The sequence below is a fragment of the Pseudomonas sp. NFPP28 genome, assembly GCF_900115535.1.
Classification (GTDB): Bacteria; Pseudomonadota; Gammaproteobacteria; order Pseudomonadales; family Pseudomonadaceae; genus Aquipseudomonas; species Aquipseudomonas extremorientalis.
This window is the reverse complement of sequence record NZ_FOWT01000003.1, coordinates 171,350-189,343: the sequence shown is the minus strand read 5'-3', so window position 1 is coordinate 189,343 and position 17,994 is coordinate 171,350. Positions and strand designations below refer to the sequence as shown.

The following is a 17,994-nucleotide window of genomic DNA, read 5'->3' as shown; positions in this document are numbered from 1 at the left end:
TCCGCACGTAAAAGGGGGTCAGCTTAAGGGATCCACGCAGATCCGCAAACTTAGGCTTCAATAACCAGGGACGGTGGCCGATAACATCAGAAGCGGGGCGTCTGCGGTTGGGCTCCCAACCGGATGACCAGGCAAGGGGATTTTTGCATGACGATCAAACTACGCTTGATGTTGTTGATAGCGACTGGCTTGCTCACTGCTTTGATCATGAGCCTTACCGGTTACCTGGGCAATTCACGGATGGGCGATGCCGTGCAGGACAGCGAGGTCAGCATGACGGTACTGCGCAACCACATGGAAGCCGACATGATGCACGACGCCCTGCGCGCCGATGTGTTGTCGGCGATGCTGGTGGGCCTGGGCAAGAGCACCAGCACACCGGCCGAGGTCAACGCTTCGCTCAAGGAACACGCCGAACACTTTCGCCAGGTACTGTCGGATAACCTCGCGCTTCCGCTGGACGCTGCGCTCAAGGCCAACCTGGAAAAAATCAAACCGAGCCTGGACAACTACATCGCCACCGGCGAGCGCATCGTCGCCCTGGCGCTGGACAATCCCGAAGCCGCTCGCGCGGAACTGGGCACGTTCAATGCCGCTTTCACCCAGCTTGAAGATCAAATGGCCGCGCTGAGCGAACTGATCGAGACCAACACCCAGCAGACAAGTGTCGGCACACGGCAGACCATCAGCAACGCCAATTTCACCCTGGGCGCAGTGTTGATCGCCAGCCTTTTACTGCTGTTGGCCCAGGGGCGCTGGGTGATGCTCAGCATCATGGCGCCATTGCAGGCCGCCAGCCGCATTGCCGCCAGCATTGCGCGGGGCAACTTGAGCGAAGCGATTGTCGAACCCCGGCGCAAAGATGAAGCCAGCGCCTTGATTCGCAGCCTCGCCACCATGCAACGGGACTTGCGCGGCATGATCGAAGTGGTGCGCAGCAACGCCCACGGCGTCAGTGGCATGAGCGAGCAACTGAGCCACGGCTGCCATGAAGTGGCCGGCAGCAGCCAGCAACAGAGTGCGGCGGCCAGCACCATGGCCGCGGCCGCGAGTGAAATGACCGCCAGTATCGAGGAAATCACTCGGCATGCCGGGCGCGCATTGGACATGGCCAACCAGGCTGAGACCTTGGCCAAGGACGGTGGGCGGGTGATTCATCAGGTGGTCAACGACATGGGCGGCATTGCCCGCTCCGCGCAGCAGTCGGCCCAGGTGATTCGTACGCTGGACAAGGAGTCCGAGGCAATTTTCAGCATTATCCAAGTGATCAAGGGGATCGCCGACCAGACCAACCTGCTGGCCCTGAATGCCGCGATCGAGGCCGCCCGCGCCGGTGAACAGGGGCGGGGGTTCGCAGTGGTCGCCGATGAAGTTCGCAGTCTGGCCGGCCGCACCAGTGCTTCCACCCTGGAAATCGCCAGCATGGTCCAGCGTATCCAGCAGAGCACGCGCGAAGCGGTGACCAGCATGGAGGAGGGCGTGGCTCAGGTGGATAAGGGCATGGCGGTGACCGCCGAGGTGGAGCGGGCGATTCGCGAGATTCTGCAAGCCACCTTGAACACCACGGAAATGGTCAACGATATCTCCCGCACCATTGGTGAACAGAGCCTGGCCAGCAACGAAATTGCGCACCAGGTGGAGATGATTGCGGGCATGTCGGAAAACAACAGTCGCGTCATTGGCCAAACGGCGTCGACAACGGATGAGTTGTCCGGCCTGGCCGGTAAGCTTTCGCAGTCAGTTGATCGGTTTCATTTGTAACCTATTGATTTAACTCAACTAAATAGTCATTTAGTTGAGTTGGCAATCAGGGCAGGGGGCTCAGGAATGGGAGAGGGCAGACGTCCGCCGTGCTGCGATGCGCTCTACCGTTTGCATATGCTGCGTACCCCATTGGCACAATCCACCCAACGCCGACGCCAGGGACTCCCCGAACGGTGTCAGGGAATACTCGACTTTGGGCGGTATTTCCTGGAAATCCACGCGAAAAATGATCTCATCGCGCTCCAATTCCTTGAGTTGCTGGATCAGCACCTTATCGGTCACACCGCCAATCGCGCGTCTTAATTCTCCATATCGATGAACATTCTGCGCCAGGTTGAACAGCACCAGCGGCTTCCATTTGCCGCCAATCACCGCCAGGGCAGCCTCAAGTCCGCAGTTGAATGACTTATTTGCCATTATTGAGGTGTCTCCCAAGGGTACTTACTAAAAGGTGCATACTATTCAAAAGAATAGAGCGGATCTAGAGTTGCGCCTCAACATTCTTTCTTGGAGTCATCATGAGCAAGCTCAACGGGAAAATCGCAGTGGTTACCGGCGGCAACAGCGGCATCGGCCTGGCAACCGCGATTCGCTTTGCAGCTGAAGGCGCACAGGTGGTGATTGTAGGTCGTCGACAGTCAGAACTGGACAAGGCGCTGACGCTGATCGGGCCTGAAGCCATCGCCATCCAGGCCGACATTGCCAAGCTGGACGACCTGGACCGTGTGTTCACCCAGGTCAAAGCTGCCAAGGGCCGGGTTGACATACTGTTTGCCAATGCAGGCCTGGGGGATTTCCAACCGATCGGCTCGATCACCGAGGAATCATTCGACCGCACGTTCGGCATCAACGTCAAAGGCACGCTGTTCACCGTGCAAAAAGCCTTGCCACTCATGCAGGCCGGCGGTTCCGTGATCCTGACCGGATCGACCACCGGAACGATGGGCACCGCGGCGTTCAGCGTGTACAGCGCCACCAAAGCGGCGCTGCGCAATTTCGCCAGGAGCTGGGCGCTGGATCTCAAAGGCACCGGCATTCGTGTGAACGTACTGTCGCCAGGCCCGATCTCGACACCAGGTCTGGACTCGGCGTTGTCAGGCACGGGCCAGAAGGAAGCGATTATCGACGACATGACGGCACAGGTTCCACTGGGCCGCATTGGTCAACCTGAAGAAGTGGCAGCCGCCGCGTTGTTCCTGGCATCGGATGAGAGCAGCTTCATGACGGGCAGTGAAATGTTTGTCGATGGAGGCTTTGCTCAGGTTTAAGCATGACAGGGGTTTTGCCCGTTGAAATCTGACGGGCACTGCCTCTGATTGCGCAATACGATATTACGCATAATGTATATTATGTTAAATCATGTATTACTCTAGGCTTAATCGCTCAGCTACTTTATGGATCTCAGCAACCACCTGCTTCACTGCCTCTTCAATCGCACCTTCATTACGACACAACACCCAGCCCTGACCCACAACCGCCCGTTCGAACATCTCTGTGCATGCAACATGCTCTGCATACTTCTGAATCACAGTGCCGCCCAATCCTCGTGATCGTGCCGTTGCTCTCGCCCATGAAATACCCGGCGCGGTGATAACACCGACATGCAGATCCGGCACTCGCACGCTTCGCTCCAGGTTCAACCGCAGAATCTCTGCAAACGGAATCGTGTGTCGAAACGCAGCCTCAGACGGATACCAGCGATCAATCAAGATGATGCTGCCCAACGGCTGCCGAGTCAGGACATTCCGGGATATCCAACTGCGACTCTCGGCAAAGCGCTCGCACACAGCCCATTCCAGATCCCGCGAGGGATTTCTGGCAAGTTCGTTCACCAAGGCCATGGTTTCCCCTCTGTAGGGATCGCTTTTTCGCTCGCAAAGCCGGATGACTTTCTTGTTGTCCGCCCTCAGTGCTGCCGTTACGGCCTCCAACAACGTGGTTTTGCCGGTGCCTTTGGGGCCGTCCAGAGAAACAAAAAGCGGAGCATTCATTTTTCACACAGCGGTCAGGACGATGATCACCACTCTAACTGCATTTGCAGCAGGCCACGCATCCAAGCACTTTCACAAGTAATTTTCCTACCCCCTAGGTATGCTCCGCGTCTATTGCCGATTACTGATACCGGGATGCCCGCCCAAGTCTCTGCTGCACAGTCGCAGTCTATGGAGCCGTATCCTCTCAAGGACGTTTGAAAGATGAGTACCCCTGCGCTGGATATCAGCAGCCTGACACCCTTGCCTTACCACCAGCGTGTGGTCGATTACCTGAAGACCCACGAACCCGTCGTGTGGGAGTGGGCTTCGTCTCTGGGGGTTCAGCAGGAGCACGCCCAGGATGTGCGCGCGCAGTTGCTGCGGGACACCTATCGCCTGAGCCCCGAGACCCACCCGCAGGCCTATCAGGCCTGTGAGACGGCGCTGCAATGCTTGCAGATCCAGGCGCCTGCGACCCTTTACCAGGCTGGCGACGGCGCGATGAATGCCAGCCTGTATTACCTGGCCGGTGAAGTGCATGTGGTGTTCTACGGACCGATTCTTGAACGGCTCGACGCTCAGGAGTTACTGGCGCTGTTGGGACATGAGCTGGCCCACTACCGCTTATGGTCTGAGCACGGTGGCGACTATCTCACCGCCGAGCGGATTCTCAAGCACGCCATGGCTGATATGAATACGCCTCCGAGCCTGGAACAGACCGCGCGTTTATATAGCCTGCACACCGAAATCTATGCCGACCGAGGCGCAGCCCTGGTGGCCGGCGGGCCGGAAGCGTCGATTACTTCGCTGGTCAAGATTCACACCGGGATCGTCAGCGTCGATGCCGCCAGTTACCTGAAGCAGGCCCAGGAGCTGGATGGCAAGGATGCACCGTTGTCCCAAGGCGTTTCTCACCCGGAGACGTTTCTGCGCTCCCAGGCGGTGGACAGCTGGTGGCGGCAGGTGCCGGAGACCGACAACTGGCTGCACGGCCGGTTGCGCGGGCCGTTGTCGCTCTATCGCTTGGATGTGACCGGCCAAGTCGAGCTGACCGCCCTCACCCGCAGCTTTATCGCCAGCTTCATCGACACCTCCGTGCTGCAATCGGAGGTGGTGCTCAATCAGGTACGTGGATTCTTTCCCGACTGGAAAGACAACGAAACCACGCTGGACCTGGGCACGCTGAATGCCGAGCGCGTCGACGCAAGCATCCACGAATACCTGCACTTCATCATGCTCGACCTGAGCCTGGTGGACCGCGACCTGCGGGATGAGGCCTTGTTGCACGCGGCGCGCACAGCCAAGAAGCTCGGCAGTACCGACGACTTCATCAACGTGCTCAAGCGCGATATCAAATTACCCAAACGTGAGCTCGACCCGATCGTTCGCGCGCTCAAAGCGGAGGTCGACACATGGAACCGATAACCCAACCCATCAATTTCACGCAATTGCTGCAGACCCACGATGGCGTCGCCGTCCCCATCGACGATGTGCTGTTCCTGGCGCTGCCGTTACTGCGCCAGGTTGCGCAATTGCATGAACTGGGACGTGTCGCCCAACTCAGTTATCTCGATGTGCTGCAAGGGCCGGAACGCACGCTGCAATTGCGCAATCCGGAGGGCGTCCCGCCACTGCTGGCGCTGGAAGCGATCAAGCAGGTGCAGCCTAATCCAGAGTCGGCACTGAATATCGTCGGCAAGGTCCGCCTGACCCGGGATTCGGAAAGTGGCGTGGCCGTGACCGACTTGCAAGTCCAGGAAGATCCGCATCAGGCCATTGACCACCCGGTGTTCCTCACCGACCTGCACAGTTGGGAGCATCGCCTCGGGCACCACGACGAGATCACCGATATTTTCCAGCTCGGCCAGTTGCTGGCCTGCCTGGCGTGCGGGTTGGATTTCGCCGATATCAACGACCTCAAGGCTTTTGCCCGGCACCGCCGTAACCTGTTCCAGCTCAACGGCCGGCTCAACCCGGTACTGGCCAATCTGATCGTTGAAATGACCGAGCTGAACCGCCATGAGCGCGCCACCGATGTCGGCTCACTGGTGCGACGCCTGGAATCCTGGCGCGAACAGCCGGCCAGCCTGGATGTCGAGCGTATATTGGCCCAGGCCGAAGGCCCGGCTTCACGGCGCACCGTAGTACTGGAGCATCTGCGTAATCGCTTGTTTGATCTTTCGCGGCGCAATCGCCTGCTGTACTTCCGGCCGACGCAAGCCAACGTCAACTTGACCGTGGCCAGCGTGCCCTTGGTGATGCGTGTCGAAAGTATCCGCCCCGAAGCCTTGTGCACCTGGCAGCCTACCTTCGGTGGCTTCTCCGAGCAGGTGTTGAGCGGCAAACCGGTTGGCCTGCAGCAATGGTTGCGGTTTGAAGACCAGACCTGGTTGCAGGCGTCGCTGGAACGCATCATCCAGGAAACCCGCCGCGACCGCGCCGAGTTCGGCTTCAGCAACCTGCGCCTGGTCGTGGCCTTCATGCGCTGGCACAACCTCAAGGACACGCCGGAAGAACGCATCGTCACTCCCCTGCTCTGGCTGCCGGTGGAACTGAGTCGCAAAAAGGGCGTGCGCGACCAGTTCATGTTGCAGTGCGATGAGACCGAGGCTGAGTTCAACCCGGTACTGCGGCATCAATTGCGCCAGCTCTACGACATCCAGTTGCCGGAAACCGTCGACCTGCAAAAGACGTCCCTGGAGGAAATCCACGCCGACATTGCGCGCCAGATCAAACTGACCGAGCCTGGCGTCGAGTTGCGCCTGCAAAGCAAACCGCAAATCGAACTGATCCACCAGAAGGCCGTGCAGCATCTGCACCACTTCCAACGCCGTCGCGCCCGCCAGCGCTCGACGATGCCCTTGGCCAGGCCGGATTTCAGCTACGACCGCGAAGACTACCGCCCGCTGGGCCTGCAATTGTTCCAGCAAAAGGTGCTGCCCAGCGAGTTACCGTTGCGCCTGGCCGTCGGCGCCAAACCCTTGCTGCGCAACCAGCATCCGCAGATGGTCGCCAGCAGCACCGAAAACAGCACCTTCGCCATGCCCGAGAATCAGGGGCACCGCTACGCCTGGGACATCGACCTGACCCAGGTGACCCTGGCCAACTTCAACTATCGAAAGATGTCGCTGGTGCGTGACTACGCACAGCTGATCGATGAGCCCGCGCAAAACGAAGCGTTTGACCGGATGTTCTCGATTGAGCCGCGAGACGTCGAAGTCCAGACTCCAGACCCGATCCCGCTGCCCGACCAGTGGAACGTGGTGGCCGGTGACGCGACGCAGAACGCTGCGGTCAGCCTGGCCCGGACCGGGCGTCACTTCATCATTCAGGGGCCACCGGGCACCGGCAAATCCCAGACCATCACCAACCTGATCGCGGACTATGCCGCACGCGGCCTGCGCGTATTGTTTGTGTGCGAAAAGCGCGCAGCGCTGGACGTGGTGTTCCATCGCCTGCAACAGAGTGAACTGGGCGAATTGTGCTGCCTGATTCACGACTCCCAGACGGACAAAAAAGCGTTCGTGGGCAACCTGCGCGAGTGTTATGAGCGCTGGATCGCCGGCGACGCCCAATCGGTGCAGTTGCAAGCGCGTCGCGACGCCACACTGGCCTCCTTGAGCCAACAACTGGGCCTGATAGAGCGCTTTGAACAGGCGATGGCCGGGGTGCCTGAGTCCTTGGCCTGCTCGGCGCGTGAGTTGGTCCGTCATTTGATCGAGCTGCCACCCGTTGCTGCACAGCTGCCGCCCGAAGCGCTGGAGCGCTTGCCCGAATGGCGGCACTGGCAGGCACAACACGAGCTGACCGGCCGGTTGTATCAGACCATCAAGGAACGCTTCGGCCTCGACAGTTTTGCGCGTCACCCCTTCAGCCACCTGGCCTCAAGCCTGGTCACCCACGAGCATGCCTACGGCCAGCTCAAGGCGTTTCTGGAGCAAGCCAGTGGGCTGATGGACAGCGTCGAGTCGTTCCTGGAGTCATCCTCCAGCCTGCTGTCCGGTGACAAGCGCCTGACGGATGCGTGCGTGCTGACTCAAGCTGCCGAGCAACTGACCGGCGCCAACCTGGCGGCGCACCTCGACCTGCTGGAACCTGGCTCAACGAGTTCCCAAACGCTGCACGCCGAACAGGCCGCCTTGCAGGCACTGGCCGTGCAGCAACACAACGCCCGTGAAACCACCCGCCACTGGCGCGTGAAACTTGAGCCCCAGGATACCCAGGCGGCCCTGGAGCAGGTACAGCGCCAGGAAGGCTCACTGCTGCGCTGGTTGCAACCCGGTTGGTGGCGCCTGCGTAGCGAACTTCAACGCCGCTACGACTTCAGTCAGCACGCGATTCGCCCCAGCCTGCGCGGCGTGCTCGACAACCTGGCCGGTGAACACCGCGCCACCGCCGAGCTGCACGCCGAGCAGCAACGCCTGCAAGGTCGCTACGGCATCCAGGATATCGACCTGTTCGTGCACAATCTGCACGCCCTGCTGCAGCAACTGAGCGCATCACCGTTGTTGCGCAAGTGGGTCGAAGGCCTGCAGGGCAATCCGAGCAGCTTGCCCGGTGTGCGCCAGGAAGCCAGCCTGCGCCAACCCATCGCGCGCCTGGCCGAGCTGGTTGCCCAGCATTGCGTATTCGACCAGGAGCCAAGCCTGGCCGAGCTGGCCGAGTACCTGCGCGACCTGCGTGAAGAGCTCGACGAACTGCCCGACACCCTGCCCCTGCTCAACGAGCTACACCAGGCCGATCCCGTCTGCCTGGCGGTCGTGCAACAGTGTGCTTTGCCACAACCCGTGCTGGACGGGTTGATTGCCCAGGAAAACCTGACCCGCCTGTACCGTGCCAATCCGCAGATGGCCCGCTTCGATGGCCCGGCCTTGAGCCTGGCTGCGCGCCAGGTCAGCCAGGCCGAAAGCAGCCTGCTCAAGAACAACGCTCATGTGCTCAGCGCTACCCTGCACCAGCGTTTTCTGGACCATGTGAAGCAATCGGCGATGTCGGTGACACAGCTGGACGCACCGGCCCGTGAGTTCAAGAAAGCCTATGCCAAAGGGCGCCGCGAACTGGAACATGAGCTGGGCAAGACTATGCGTTATCGTTCCATCCGCGAAATGGCCAGTGGTGACAGTGGTCGAGTGATCAACGATCTCAAGCCCATCTGGCTGATGAGCCCGCTGTCGGTGTCCGATACCCTGCCGTTGACCCCGGACCTGTTTGACGTGGTGATTTTCGACGAGGCCAGCCAGATCCCCAGCGAAGAAGCCGTGCCCGCCCTGAGCCGTGCGCAGCAGGTGATTGTGGTAGGCGACGAGATGCAGTTGCCACCCACCAACTTCTTCTCCAGTGCCGGTGACCAGGACGATAATGACCTGATTGCCATGGAGGACGGGGAACAGATCTCAATCAACCTCGATGCGGACAGCCTGCTGAGCCAGGCCGCACGCAACTTGCCAGCCACCCTGCTGGCCTGGCACTACCGCAGTCGTCACGAAGCGCTGATCAGTTTCTCCAACGCAGCGTTCTACGAAGGGCGCCTGATCACCATTCCCGACCGGCGTATCGAGCGCCCTGCCCCGGCCCACGCCGCTGTGGACTCCAGCGACGCCCAGGCCGTGATCCAGGGCGCCGACACGCTGCTCGACAGCCCGATCAGCTTCTTGAAGATGAGCGATGGCGTCTACCTCAGCCGTAGCAACCTGGCCGAAGCCCGCTACATCGCCAATCTGGTGCGTGAACTGCTGCAACGCGAGACTGGCCTGAGCCTGGGCATCGTGGCCTTTTCCGAGGCCCAGCAAGGCGCCATCGAGCAGGCCCTGGAAGACCTGGCCAGCAATGATTCGGCCTTTGCCACACGCCTTGAGCGCGAGTACGTGCGTGAAGATGCCGGGCAGTTCAATGGCCTGTTCGTCAAGAACCTGGAGAACGTACAAGGTGATGAACGCGATGTGATCATCCTGAGCATATGTTACGCGCCGGGACCGAACGGCAAGATGCTGATGAACTTCGGCCCGATCAACCAGCGCGGCGGGGAAAAACGCCTTAACGTGATCTTCAGTCGTGCGCGCAAGCGCATGGCGATTGTCTCCAGCATTGAGTCCGAGGCCATCACCAATACCCACAACGATGGCGCTGCCGCATTGCGCGCGTTCCTGCAATTCGCCCAGGCCAGTGCCAGCGGCGATGCGCCACGCTCCCAGGGCATCCTGGCCAACCTCAACCCAGGCGCCAAGCAGTCCTTTGCCGTCAGCCTGCCCAGGGACACGCTGCGCAGCGCCCTCGCCGTCGCGTTGCGCCAACGCGGGCATTCGGTGCAGGAGTATGTCGGGCGTTCACAGTTCCGCTGTGACCTGGCGATCAGCGACGCCAGCGGTGAATACTTCAGTCTGGGGGTGCTGCTTGACAGCGACACGGCAGCCGCGACTGACGTGCGTGAGCGTTATATCTTCCGCCCGACGGTATTGCGCAGCTTCGGCTGGAAGATCATCGACGTGCTCAGCCATGACTGGCTGCGCGACCCGGAGGACGTACTCAAGCGCATCGAAGCGCTGCTTCGGGGTGAAGAAGCGCCTGCACTGCCAGCGCCGGAACTGACCGTGGAAACCGGCGAGATTGAAACCGAGCCACCGGCAACCCCTGAAGCGGCGCTGTCGATGCGCGAGTTCATCTATGGCGAAGGTAACTCCAATAAGTTCTGGCGTATTGGTGTCACCGACGCCGAGTTGGTGGTGAGTTTCGGCCGCATCGGCACCAAGGGCCAGACCCTGATCAAATCCCTGGAGAGTCCCGAACGCGCGTTGCGTGAAGCAGAGAAACTGATCGCGGAGAAACTGCGTAAAGGCTATCAAGAACAGGCATGAATGAAAGGACGGCGCCCACCCCGGGCGCCTGTCCACCCCCAAACCGTAAACCCACGCTCCATGCACCAGCCCCTGCCCTAATGCTGAAACGTCATCATCTCCCCCTCGCCCGCATGTTAATCTCGCCCCACCACGAATAGACATTGATCGTCACAAGACGATGACCAGAACCAGGAAAGCCCATGCCAAAGATTTCTCACTCAGCCCTGCGCCGCAACTTCCGTGAATTGCTCGCCAACCCAACCTGCGTTGAAACCGCTTCCGTCTTTGACCCGATGTCGGCGCGTATCGCCGCCGACCTGGGTTTCGAAGTCGGCATCCTCGGTGGCTCCGTTGCTTCGTTGCAGGTATTGGCCGCACCCGATTTTGCGTTGATCACCCTGAGTGAGTTCGTTGAGCAAGCCACCCGCATCGGCCGCGTTGCCCAGTTGCCGTTCATTGCCGACGCCGACCACGGCTACGGTAACGCCCTGAATGTGATGCGTACCGTCGAAGAACTCGAGCGGGCCGGTGTGGCGGCGTTGACCATTGAAGATACGTTGCTGCCGGCACAGTTCGGGCGCAAGTCCACCGATCTGATCTCCATTGAAGAAGGCATCGGCAAGGTCCGCGCGGCGTTGGAAGCACGTGTCGATCCCGAATTGTCGATCATTGCCCGGACCAACGCCGGTGTGTTGCCGACCGAAGCCGTTATCGAGCGCACCCAGGCCTACCAGAAAGCCGGGGCCGACGGGATTTGCATGGTGGGTGTGGCCGATTTCGAACACCTGGAGAAGATCGCGGAAAACCTGACGGTGCCGCTGATGCTGGTGACCTACGGCAACCCTAAGCTGAATGACGCCCAGCGTCTGGCCAGCCTCGGCGTGCGGGTGGTGGTGGCCGGCCACGGGGCTTACTTTGCCGCGATCAAGGCGACGTATGACAGCCTGCGTGCCCAGCGCCAGTTGACCCACAGCACCGATAACCTCAGTGCCACCGAGCTGACGCATACCTACACGTTGCCGGAAAGCTACGTGGCCTGGGCGGAAGAGTTCATGGACGTCAAAGAGTAAAGACAACCTCGGAGCGAGGGGGTCTCCCCCCTCCTCCCGTTCTCACGATGTCCACTGCTCCCCGCCTGGCCAATCCTTGGTGGGAATATCCGCAATGGTCCCGTCCTTGACCCCATCGATGCCATAACGCTCGATTGAATCCCCCAATATCTCGCCGAACTTGTCCGACTTGGCCTGTGCCTGTCCTTCCTTGACCAGCCCGGGCACGATGGCCGCCAGTACCGCCACGCCAGCCGCCAGGAAGCCCAGCACGCCCGCCGTGGCCGCCAGGCCCGGGAGAAAGCGCGGCAGGTTCGCCCCGAGCAAGCCAAGGCCGCCCTCCGCGGCCGAGGCGCTGCCGGCCAGTACACCCAGCGAGCCTGCGGTAATACCGAAGCCACCGCTCAGCTTGTCACCACGACGCAGCGCGTTGACGCCATCAAAAATGCCATAAGCCCCGGCGACGATACCGGCCAGGCCGCCGATACCTTTGGCGGCTTCCTCAAAGTTCTTCGCCACGACTTTGGCGTGCTTGCCGTCCTTGACGTTGTCCTTGACCTCATCGAGCAGGTCGAGCATGACCTTGCCGTCCTTCATATCCTTGAGGGTCTGCTCACCGTTCTTGATCGACTTGGCGAGGTGTTCCTGGTAGCCCTTGGTGCCGCCCTCGATCAGCACGGTGGTGGTCTGCACGGAACCGGTGGTGATGTCGACGATGTTGCGCGTGGTCAACTTTCCACCGCTCTGCGCCCCGCGCGCAATGGTCACACCCGCCAGGAACAGCCCGCTCACCCCGTGCAGCACACCGCTGCCGTAGGCGCCCTTGGCGCCGCCGTTGGGATCGAAGTCCGACAGCTTGCCCATTTTGTCCAGGGCCTTGGTGCCCTGGCGGAGCATGTCCCAGTTACCACGAAAGCCCGCCAGGACCTGGTCGGTGGTGGCCACGGTCCCGTCCTGGTTCAGCAGCAGTTCGGGGCTTTCCTGGCGCATCTGGTCGACCAGCTTGCGGACCTTGTCTTCGTCCAGCTCCGCGCCGCCGTCCTTGCCGAATGCGGCCTTGATGTCGTCGAAGCCAGCCCCCTTGAACAGGTTCTGCTGGGCGATGCTGGAGAAATTGTCATTGAGCTGTTGGTCATACTGGGCCGTGAAGGCCGGATCAAGCGCGGCGTTATAGAGCGCCACCTCCAGGCTGAACTCCGAAGCGGCCTGCTCCGGCGTGTTGTCCTTGAGCAACTCGCGCAGGCGGTCGCCACTGGCCAACTGGTCCTTGTAGAAGGTCTTGAATGCTTCGTTATGCGAGGATTTGGCGACCGCGCCCTGGATCGCCTTGGCATCGTCAATGCCAAGCATCGACTGCAGGCTGGTGGCGGTGGCGTAGAAACCGGCCAGCGCTGTGTGCTGGTCGGTCTTGCCGTCCTTGGTGTTGGCGTCCCACGCGGCGTCCAGTGCCTTGCCCGACTTCACCTGATCCTCGTAGGTCTTGGTGACCGCATCCTTCAGGCCGGGATTGTCTTCAAACAACGTCTTTACCGCCTGGTCGCCTGCGTTCCTGATGTACTCGGCGGTGGGTTTGTCGCCCTGCAAGATGGCCATGTGGTCGTTGATGTCCTGCAGCAGCTTTTGCGGCTCCCAGATCGCGCCGGAGCGGTTGGCGATGGAGACCTTGCCATAATCGCTGTTCCAGACCCCGGCGTTGGCGCCGTCGACCACCAGTTTCTGCGCTTCCTGCAGTTCCAGCAGCACCGCAGCCTTTTGTTCGGCCGTGTAGTTTTCCGGATGTTCGAAGATGTCCTTGTCGAGCTTGCGGGTGTCGACCTGGCCCGTGACAGTGCCGGTGGCCACGTCGGTGATCAGGCTGGCCAGGCTCTGGGCATCGGTGGGGGCGGCGGTCTTCAGCCAGGCTTGCACGTCGCTGCGGCTGACCTTGCCGTCGGGCTTGTCGCCGATACTGTTGCCGGCCGTATCGAGCTTGCGGAAGGCGCCGGGCCGGGCAAAGAAGTTGAGGGCCTCTTTCTCTTCCTTGCTCAACTGCGGATTTTGCTTGAGGTAGTCCTGGATGTTCTGTTCGGTGACGGCACTCTCGCCGCCGGTCTTGCCACGGATCGAATCGTACTTGGCATCCAGGATTGCGCCGTATTGAGCGATCTGCCTGGAGCCCGCGTCGGCATCCGGATGGGTGTCGAGAAAATCCTTATAGCTACCGATCTGGTCATTGGCCGAGGGCTTGGCCAATCCCTCGAAACCGTACTTGCCGAAGTCCTGCAGGCGCCCCGCTTCGGTGCCATGGCGCGCTTCGCCGCTCTTGGTAAAGCCGTCGATACTGCCATTGGCCACGTCCTTGCCCGTCAGCGCGTTACCTTTCTCGTCAAAACCCACCACCCGGTCGAGCACCTGGCTGGCACGGAAGGCCGCGTTCGGGTCCTTGTCGAAATCGCCGACCTGCTCCTTCAATGCATCTTTCACCCCACTCAGGTTGCCAAGGTTTTTCAGCAATGGGTTGTCATTGATGATGTCCTGGGCCGAGCGCGTGTCACCCTCGGGCAGTTCCCAGACGATGCCGACCTTTTCTGCGGCCTCACGGCGCTGGCCGTCCTGGCCCACAGCGTCCACCTGTTGCCGTTCACCCTTGAGGTTCTCCCAACCATATTTGCCGAAGTCTTGCAGGCGTCCGGCCTCGGTGCCGTGCCTGGCGTCACCGCCTTTGGTGAAACCATCGACGCGGCCGTTGTCGATGGCATTGCCGGCCAGGCGTGAGCCGTTTTCGTCGAAGCGCTCGACATGCTCCAGCACCTGATTGGCGCGGTAGGCCGCGTCCGCATCGTGCTCGAAATCGCCGACCCGTTCGCGCAACTTGTCCTTCACCCCGCTCTGGTTGCCAAGGTTTTTCAGCAGTGGGCTGCCATCGATGATGTCCTGGGCCGAGCGAGAGTCATCCTTGGGCCGCTGCCACTCGATGCCGGCATCCCTGGCCTTGGCCCGATCAACCGCGTTGCCCCATTCGGCGCTGGTGTCTTTGCCCGTGACGCTCCTGATCGTGGGGGCCTTACTGACCGGTGCTGACATGCGTGTGCTCCTTGAGGACGGGAGGCCGAGGCACGATCGTCAAGGGCGATCATGTCGGGCCAGTCAGGAGAGCAAAGACCTTGAGGGTTACTGAAAGATGACAGGCTGACTCACCGGGCCGGTGTTGCATGCCTTGCCGATCACTGAGGTACCCGTGCCGAAGGGACCAAACCGGGCTTGTGAAATGTTGTGAAAAAATCCGCCGCAGAGTCTGCGGCGGCAACCAAAGGATGTTGTCGAAGCAGAGCGGCTAAGACAGGTTCAACGTACACCCGCACGTGGTTAAACAGCGTGAAGTTTAATTAATCGAGTTTCATCCGCCCGCCCGCTGCAGGCCGTGCCGACTGTGCTTAGAATCAACCTCGGCAACCACGCCGGACACAATAAAAAACCGTAACAGCTCACCTAGAAACCTCTGCCCAAACAACGTTATGCGCCATCCAGTCAGTGCGGTGTTTCTGCGCGCGCGTTCATTATTCCGGGGAAGTCACAACATGATTAAACAGTCGAGCCTGTTGGCACTGGCGGTGTGTGCCGGTATCAGCCAGATGGCCTTTGCCGAGTCGGTCACCGACCAGGCGGATGCCAAGGGATTTGTCGAGGGCAGCAGCGTCACCGGCCTGTTGCGCAACTACTACATGAACCGCAACCGTGAAGGCGGCCGGGCCGATAATATCGACTGGACCCAGGGCGCGATGCTCAACTACGCCTCGGGTTTTACCCAGGGCACCCTCGGTTTCGGCGTCGACGCCTATGCCTACGGCGGGCTGAAACTCGACGCCACCCACGCGGACGCCGGCACCGGCAACCTGCCCACCGACCGCCATGGCGATCCCGAAGACGCCTACGGCTCAGTCGGTGCGGCGGTAAAGATCAAAGTCTCCAAGACCCAACTCAAATATGGTGACATGCAACCCACCGCCCCGGTCTTCGCCACCGGTGGCACGCGCCTGTTGCCCCAGACCGCCACCGGGTTTGACCTGACCAGCAGCGAAATCGCCGGCCTGGACCTGGAGGCCGGGCATTTCACCAGCACCAACAGTGGCATGACCAGCAACCATGACCACGATATCTACGCCACCTACGCCAACATCGCCGCCAACAGCGCCAGCTTCGTCGGCGGCAAATACACCTTCAGCCCGTCCCTGAGCGCGACGCTGTATGCCGGCGAGCTGGAAGATATCTGGCGCCAGTACTACACCAATCTCAATTACGTGATCCCGTTGGCGCATGACCAGTCCCTGGCGCTGGACGGCAACCTGTACCGCACCCTCGACACCGGCAGTGCCAAGGCGGGGGCGATCAACAACACCACCTACTCGGTGGCGGCGGCGTATTCGTTCCTGCAAGCGCACACCCTCACGCTGTCGTACCAGAAGGTGCATGGTGACACGCCGTTCGACTACATCGGCACCGGCAACAACGGCGCAGGCGAAGTCGGCGATTCGGTGTACCTGGCGAACTCGGTGCAATGGAACGACTTCAACGGCCCGGGCGAGCAGTCCTGGGGGATCCGCTATGACCTGAACATGGCCAGTTATGGCGTGCCGGGATTGAGTTTCATGGGCCGCTACATCAACGGCTCGGATATCGATGGCACCCACACACCGGCCCATAGCGCTTATGTCGGCGACTACGGTGCAGATGGCGCGCATCACGAGACCGATCTGGAAGCCAAGTACGTGATCCAGAGCGGTCCGGCGAAGAATCTGTCGTTGCGCGTGCGTGATGCGATCGTGGCGTCGAATGCCGACCAGCGCGATGGAGACCTGAACGAGCTGCGGCTGATCGTCGACTATCCGTTTACCCTGCTCTAAACATGCCCCTGGAGGAGCGAGCTGGAAAGCGTTAGCCCACCCAGCCGACCGCAGTCTTGGGAATGACTTCCGACTCATCCAGTTTCGACGCAAACATGCTCACCGCCTGCACCGCATCGCTGGTGCTGGTGCGAATCTGCAGGATCACCGACCCCGCCTGGTCGGCCAGGTTGACGCCGCGCTGTGCGCCTTCCTGGGTCGCGTTCATGCTGGTGACTGCGTCGCGGGTTTCCGAGAGGATCATGCCGATCATCTCGGCGATTTCCGCCGTGGAGCGGCTGGTGCGTCCGGCCAGTTGCCGGACCTCATCGGCCACCACCGCAAAGCCACGCCCCTGGTCCCCGGCGCGCGCCGCCTCGATGGCTGCGTTGAGCGCCAACAGGTTGGTCTGGTCGGCGATACCGCGAATGGTGTTGACGATGGCGGTGATCTGTTCGGAACGGTCGCCCAGTTGCCCCACCAGCCGCGCAGACGCGCCGATATTCTCGGCGATACGGCGCATTTCCGTGGCGGTCTCCTGGATCACCTGGGTGCCGTGCTCGGCAAAACGCTCGGTCTCGGAGGAAATATGGTAGGCCCGCGAGGCGCCACGGGAGTCTTCCTCGAACTTCTCTACGCGCTCGGTGATGTCGCTGGCAAACTTGGCGATCTTGATCAGTTTGCCGTCGCCGTCGTACACCGGGTTGTAGCTGGCCTCCAGCCACACCACACGCCCATGCTTGCCAAGACGCTTGAATTGCCCGGTAAAGAACTCACCGTTATTCAAGCGGCGCCAGAAATCGGTGTACTCATGGCTGGTAACCAGCGCGGGCTCGCAAAACAACCGGTGGTGCTTGCCTTTGATTTCCGCCAGGGAGTAGCCCATGACATTGAGGAAATTCGCGTTGGCGTCCAGCACCTGGCCACTCAAATCGAACTCGATAACGGCCATCGCACGGTCCACGGCCGTCAATTTGCTGCGGGTGGCCGCGTCCTGCTCCACTTGGGCAGTGACGTCCAGTGCGTACTTGACCACCTTCAACACCTGGCCACGCTCATCCAGCACCGGGTTGTAGCTGGCTTCCAGCCAGATGGTCCGGCCGTTGGCATCCACGCGCTTGAACGTACCGGAGACAAATTTGCCGGCTTTCAAATCACTCCAGAACTGGCTGTAGGCCGGGCTGCTGGTCAGCGCCGGCAGGCAAAAATCGCGATGGGACTTGCCGGCCAGTTGATTGGCGCTGTAGCCCAGGGCCTTGAGGAAGTTGTCGTTGGCCCGCAACACGTTGCCGTTGAGGTCGAATTCGACCACGGCCATGGAGCGTTCCAGTGCGCTGATCAGTCCTTTGTACTCGGTGGCCTCGGCCGTCCTGGCCGCCAGTTCTGTTTTGAGTGTTGTGTTGAACATGACGTACCCTCAGCCGTGCGAAAAAACCCGTGTCTTGATAGGGCTATCGGCTGTGGAATACGCGACTTTACCGGCCTTGCGTGGATTATTTTCTGGCGTCAAATACTT

The 17,994-nt window shown here is 60.8% G+C and carries 10 protein-coding genes and 1 pseudogene; 7 read left to right on the top strand and 4 right to left on the bottom strand.

All coding sequences use genetic code 11. The features are described 5' to 3' along the window. Positions 1-123: 123 nt before the first annotated feature. Positions 124-903, top strand: a pseudogene (locus BM110_RS30090) (MCP four helix bundle domain-containing protein); the annotation flags it as partial. After that, positions 898-1,761, top strand: coding sequence for a methyl-accepting chemotaxis protein (locus tag BM110_RS30085; RefSeq protein WP_371322057.1), 864 nt, complete (start codon positions 898-900; stop codon positions 1,759-1,761). The pseudogene BM110_RS30090 and the gene BM110_RS30085, both read left to right, overlap by 6 nt. 60 nt (positions 1,762-1,821) lie before the next feature. Here BM110_RS30085 and BM110_RS09505 read toward each other — a convergent pair whose 3' ends face one another. Next, on the bottom strand, positions 1,822-2,181 hold the full coding sequence (locus tag BM110_RS09505) for a winged helix-turn-helix transcriptional regulator (protein ID WP_092243557.1): 360 nt from the start codon (positions 2,179-2,181) through the stop codon (positions 1,822-1,824). A 101-nt stretch (positions 2,182-2,282) separates the two neighbouring features. On the opposite strand from BM110_RS09505, the gene BM110_RS09500 reads away from it, so the two are divergent. Then, entirely contained in the window at positions 2,283-3,032 is a 750-nt protein-coding gene (locus tag BM110_RS09500; RefSeq protein ID WP_092243554.1) for an SDR family NAD(P)-dependent oxidoreductase, read from the top strand. A 96-nt stretch (positions 3,033-3,128) separates the two neighbouring features. On the opposite strand, the gene BM110_RS09495 is transcribed toward BM110_RS09500, so the two are convergent. Further along, positions 3,129-3,755 (bottom strand): dTMP kinase, encoded by a 627-nt coding sequence (locus tag BM110_RS09495; RefSeq protein WP_093513240.1) that lies wholly within the window; start codon positions 3,753-3,755, stop codon positions 3,129-3,131. 204 nt (positions 3,756-3,959) lie between these two features. Here BM110_RS09495 and BM110_RS09490 point away from each other — a divergent pair, with 204 nt between their 5' ends. From BM110_RS09490 to BM110_RS09480, 3 genes are all read left to right on the top strand, one after another. Continuing rightward, on the top strand, positions 3,960-5,162 hold the full coding sequence (locus BM110_RS09490) for a M48 family metalloprotease (protein WP_093120994.1): 1,203 nt from the start codon (positions 3,960-3,962) through the stop codon (positions 5,160-5,162). Further along, positions 5,150-10,588, top strand: a complete 5,439-nt coding sequence (locus BM110_RS09485) for a WGR domain-containing protein (protein WP_093513239.1) — start codon at positions 5,150-5,152, stop codon at positions 10,586-10,588. The genes BM110_RS09490 and BM110_RS09485 overlap by 13 nt, the downstream gene beginning before the upstream one ends. Positions 10,589-10,770: 182 nt before the next feature. Then, entirely contained in the window at positions 10,771-11,640 is an 870-nt protein-coding gene (locus BM110_RS09480) for an isocitrate lyase/PEP mutase family protein (RefSeq protein ID WP_071488322.1), read from the top strand. Positions 11,641-11,682: 42 nt separating this feature from the next. Here the strand turns inward: BM110_RS09480 and BM110_RS09475 are convergent, their stop codons facing one another. Further along, on the bottom strand, positions 11,683-14,682 hold the full coding sequence (locus BM110_RS09475; protein WP_093513238.1) for a type III effector HrpK domain-containing protein: 3,000 nt from the start codon (positions 14,680-14,682) through the stop codon (positions 11,683-11,685). A 494-nt stretch (positions 14,683-15,176) separates the two neighbouring features. On the opposite strand from BM110_RS09475, the gene BM110_RS09470 reads away from it, so the two are divergent. Beyond that, a complete protein-coding gene (locus BM110_RS09470) occupies positions 15,177-16,499 on the top strand; it encodes an OprD family porin (RefSeq protein ID WP_093513237.1) in 1,323 nt (440 codons plus the stop codon). Between the two features lie 31 nt (positions 16,500-16,530). On the opposite strand, the gene BM110_RS30005 is transcribed toward BM110_RS09470, so the two are convergent. Further along, positions 16,531-17,886: a methyl-accepting chemotaxis protein gene (locus BM110_RS30005; RefSeq protein ID WP_071488325.1), complete on the bottom strand. Its 1,356-nt coding sequence runs from the start codon at positions 17,884-17,886 to the stop codon at positions 16,531-16,533. Positions 17,887-17,994: the final 108 nt, after the last annotated feature.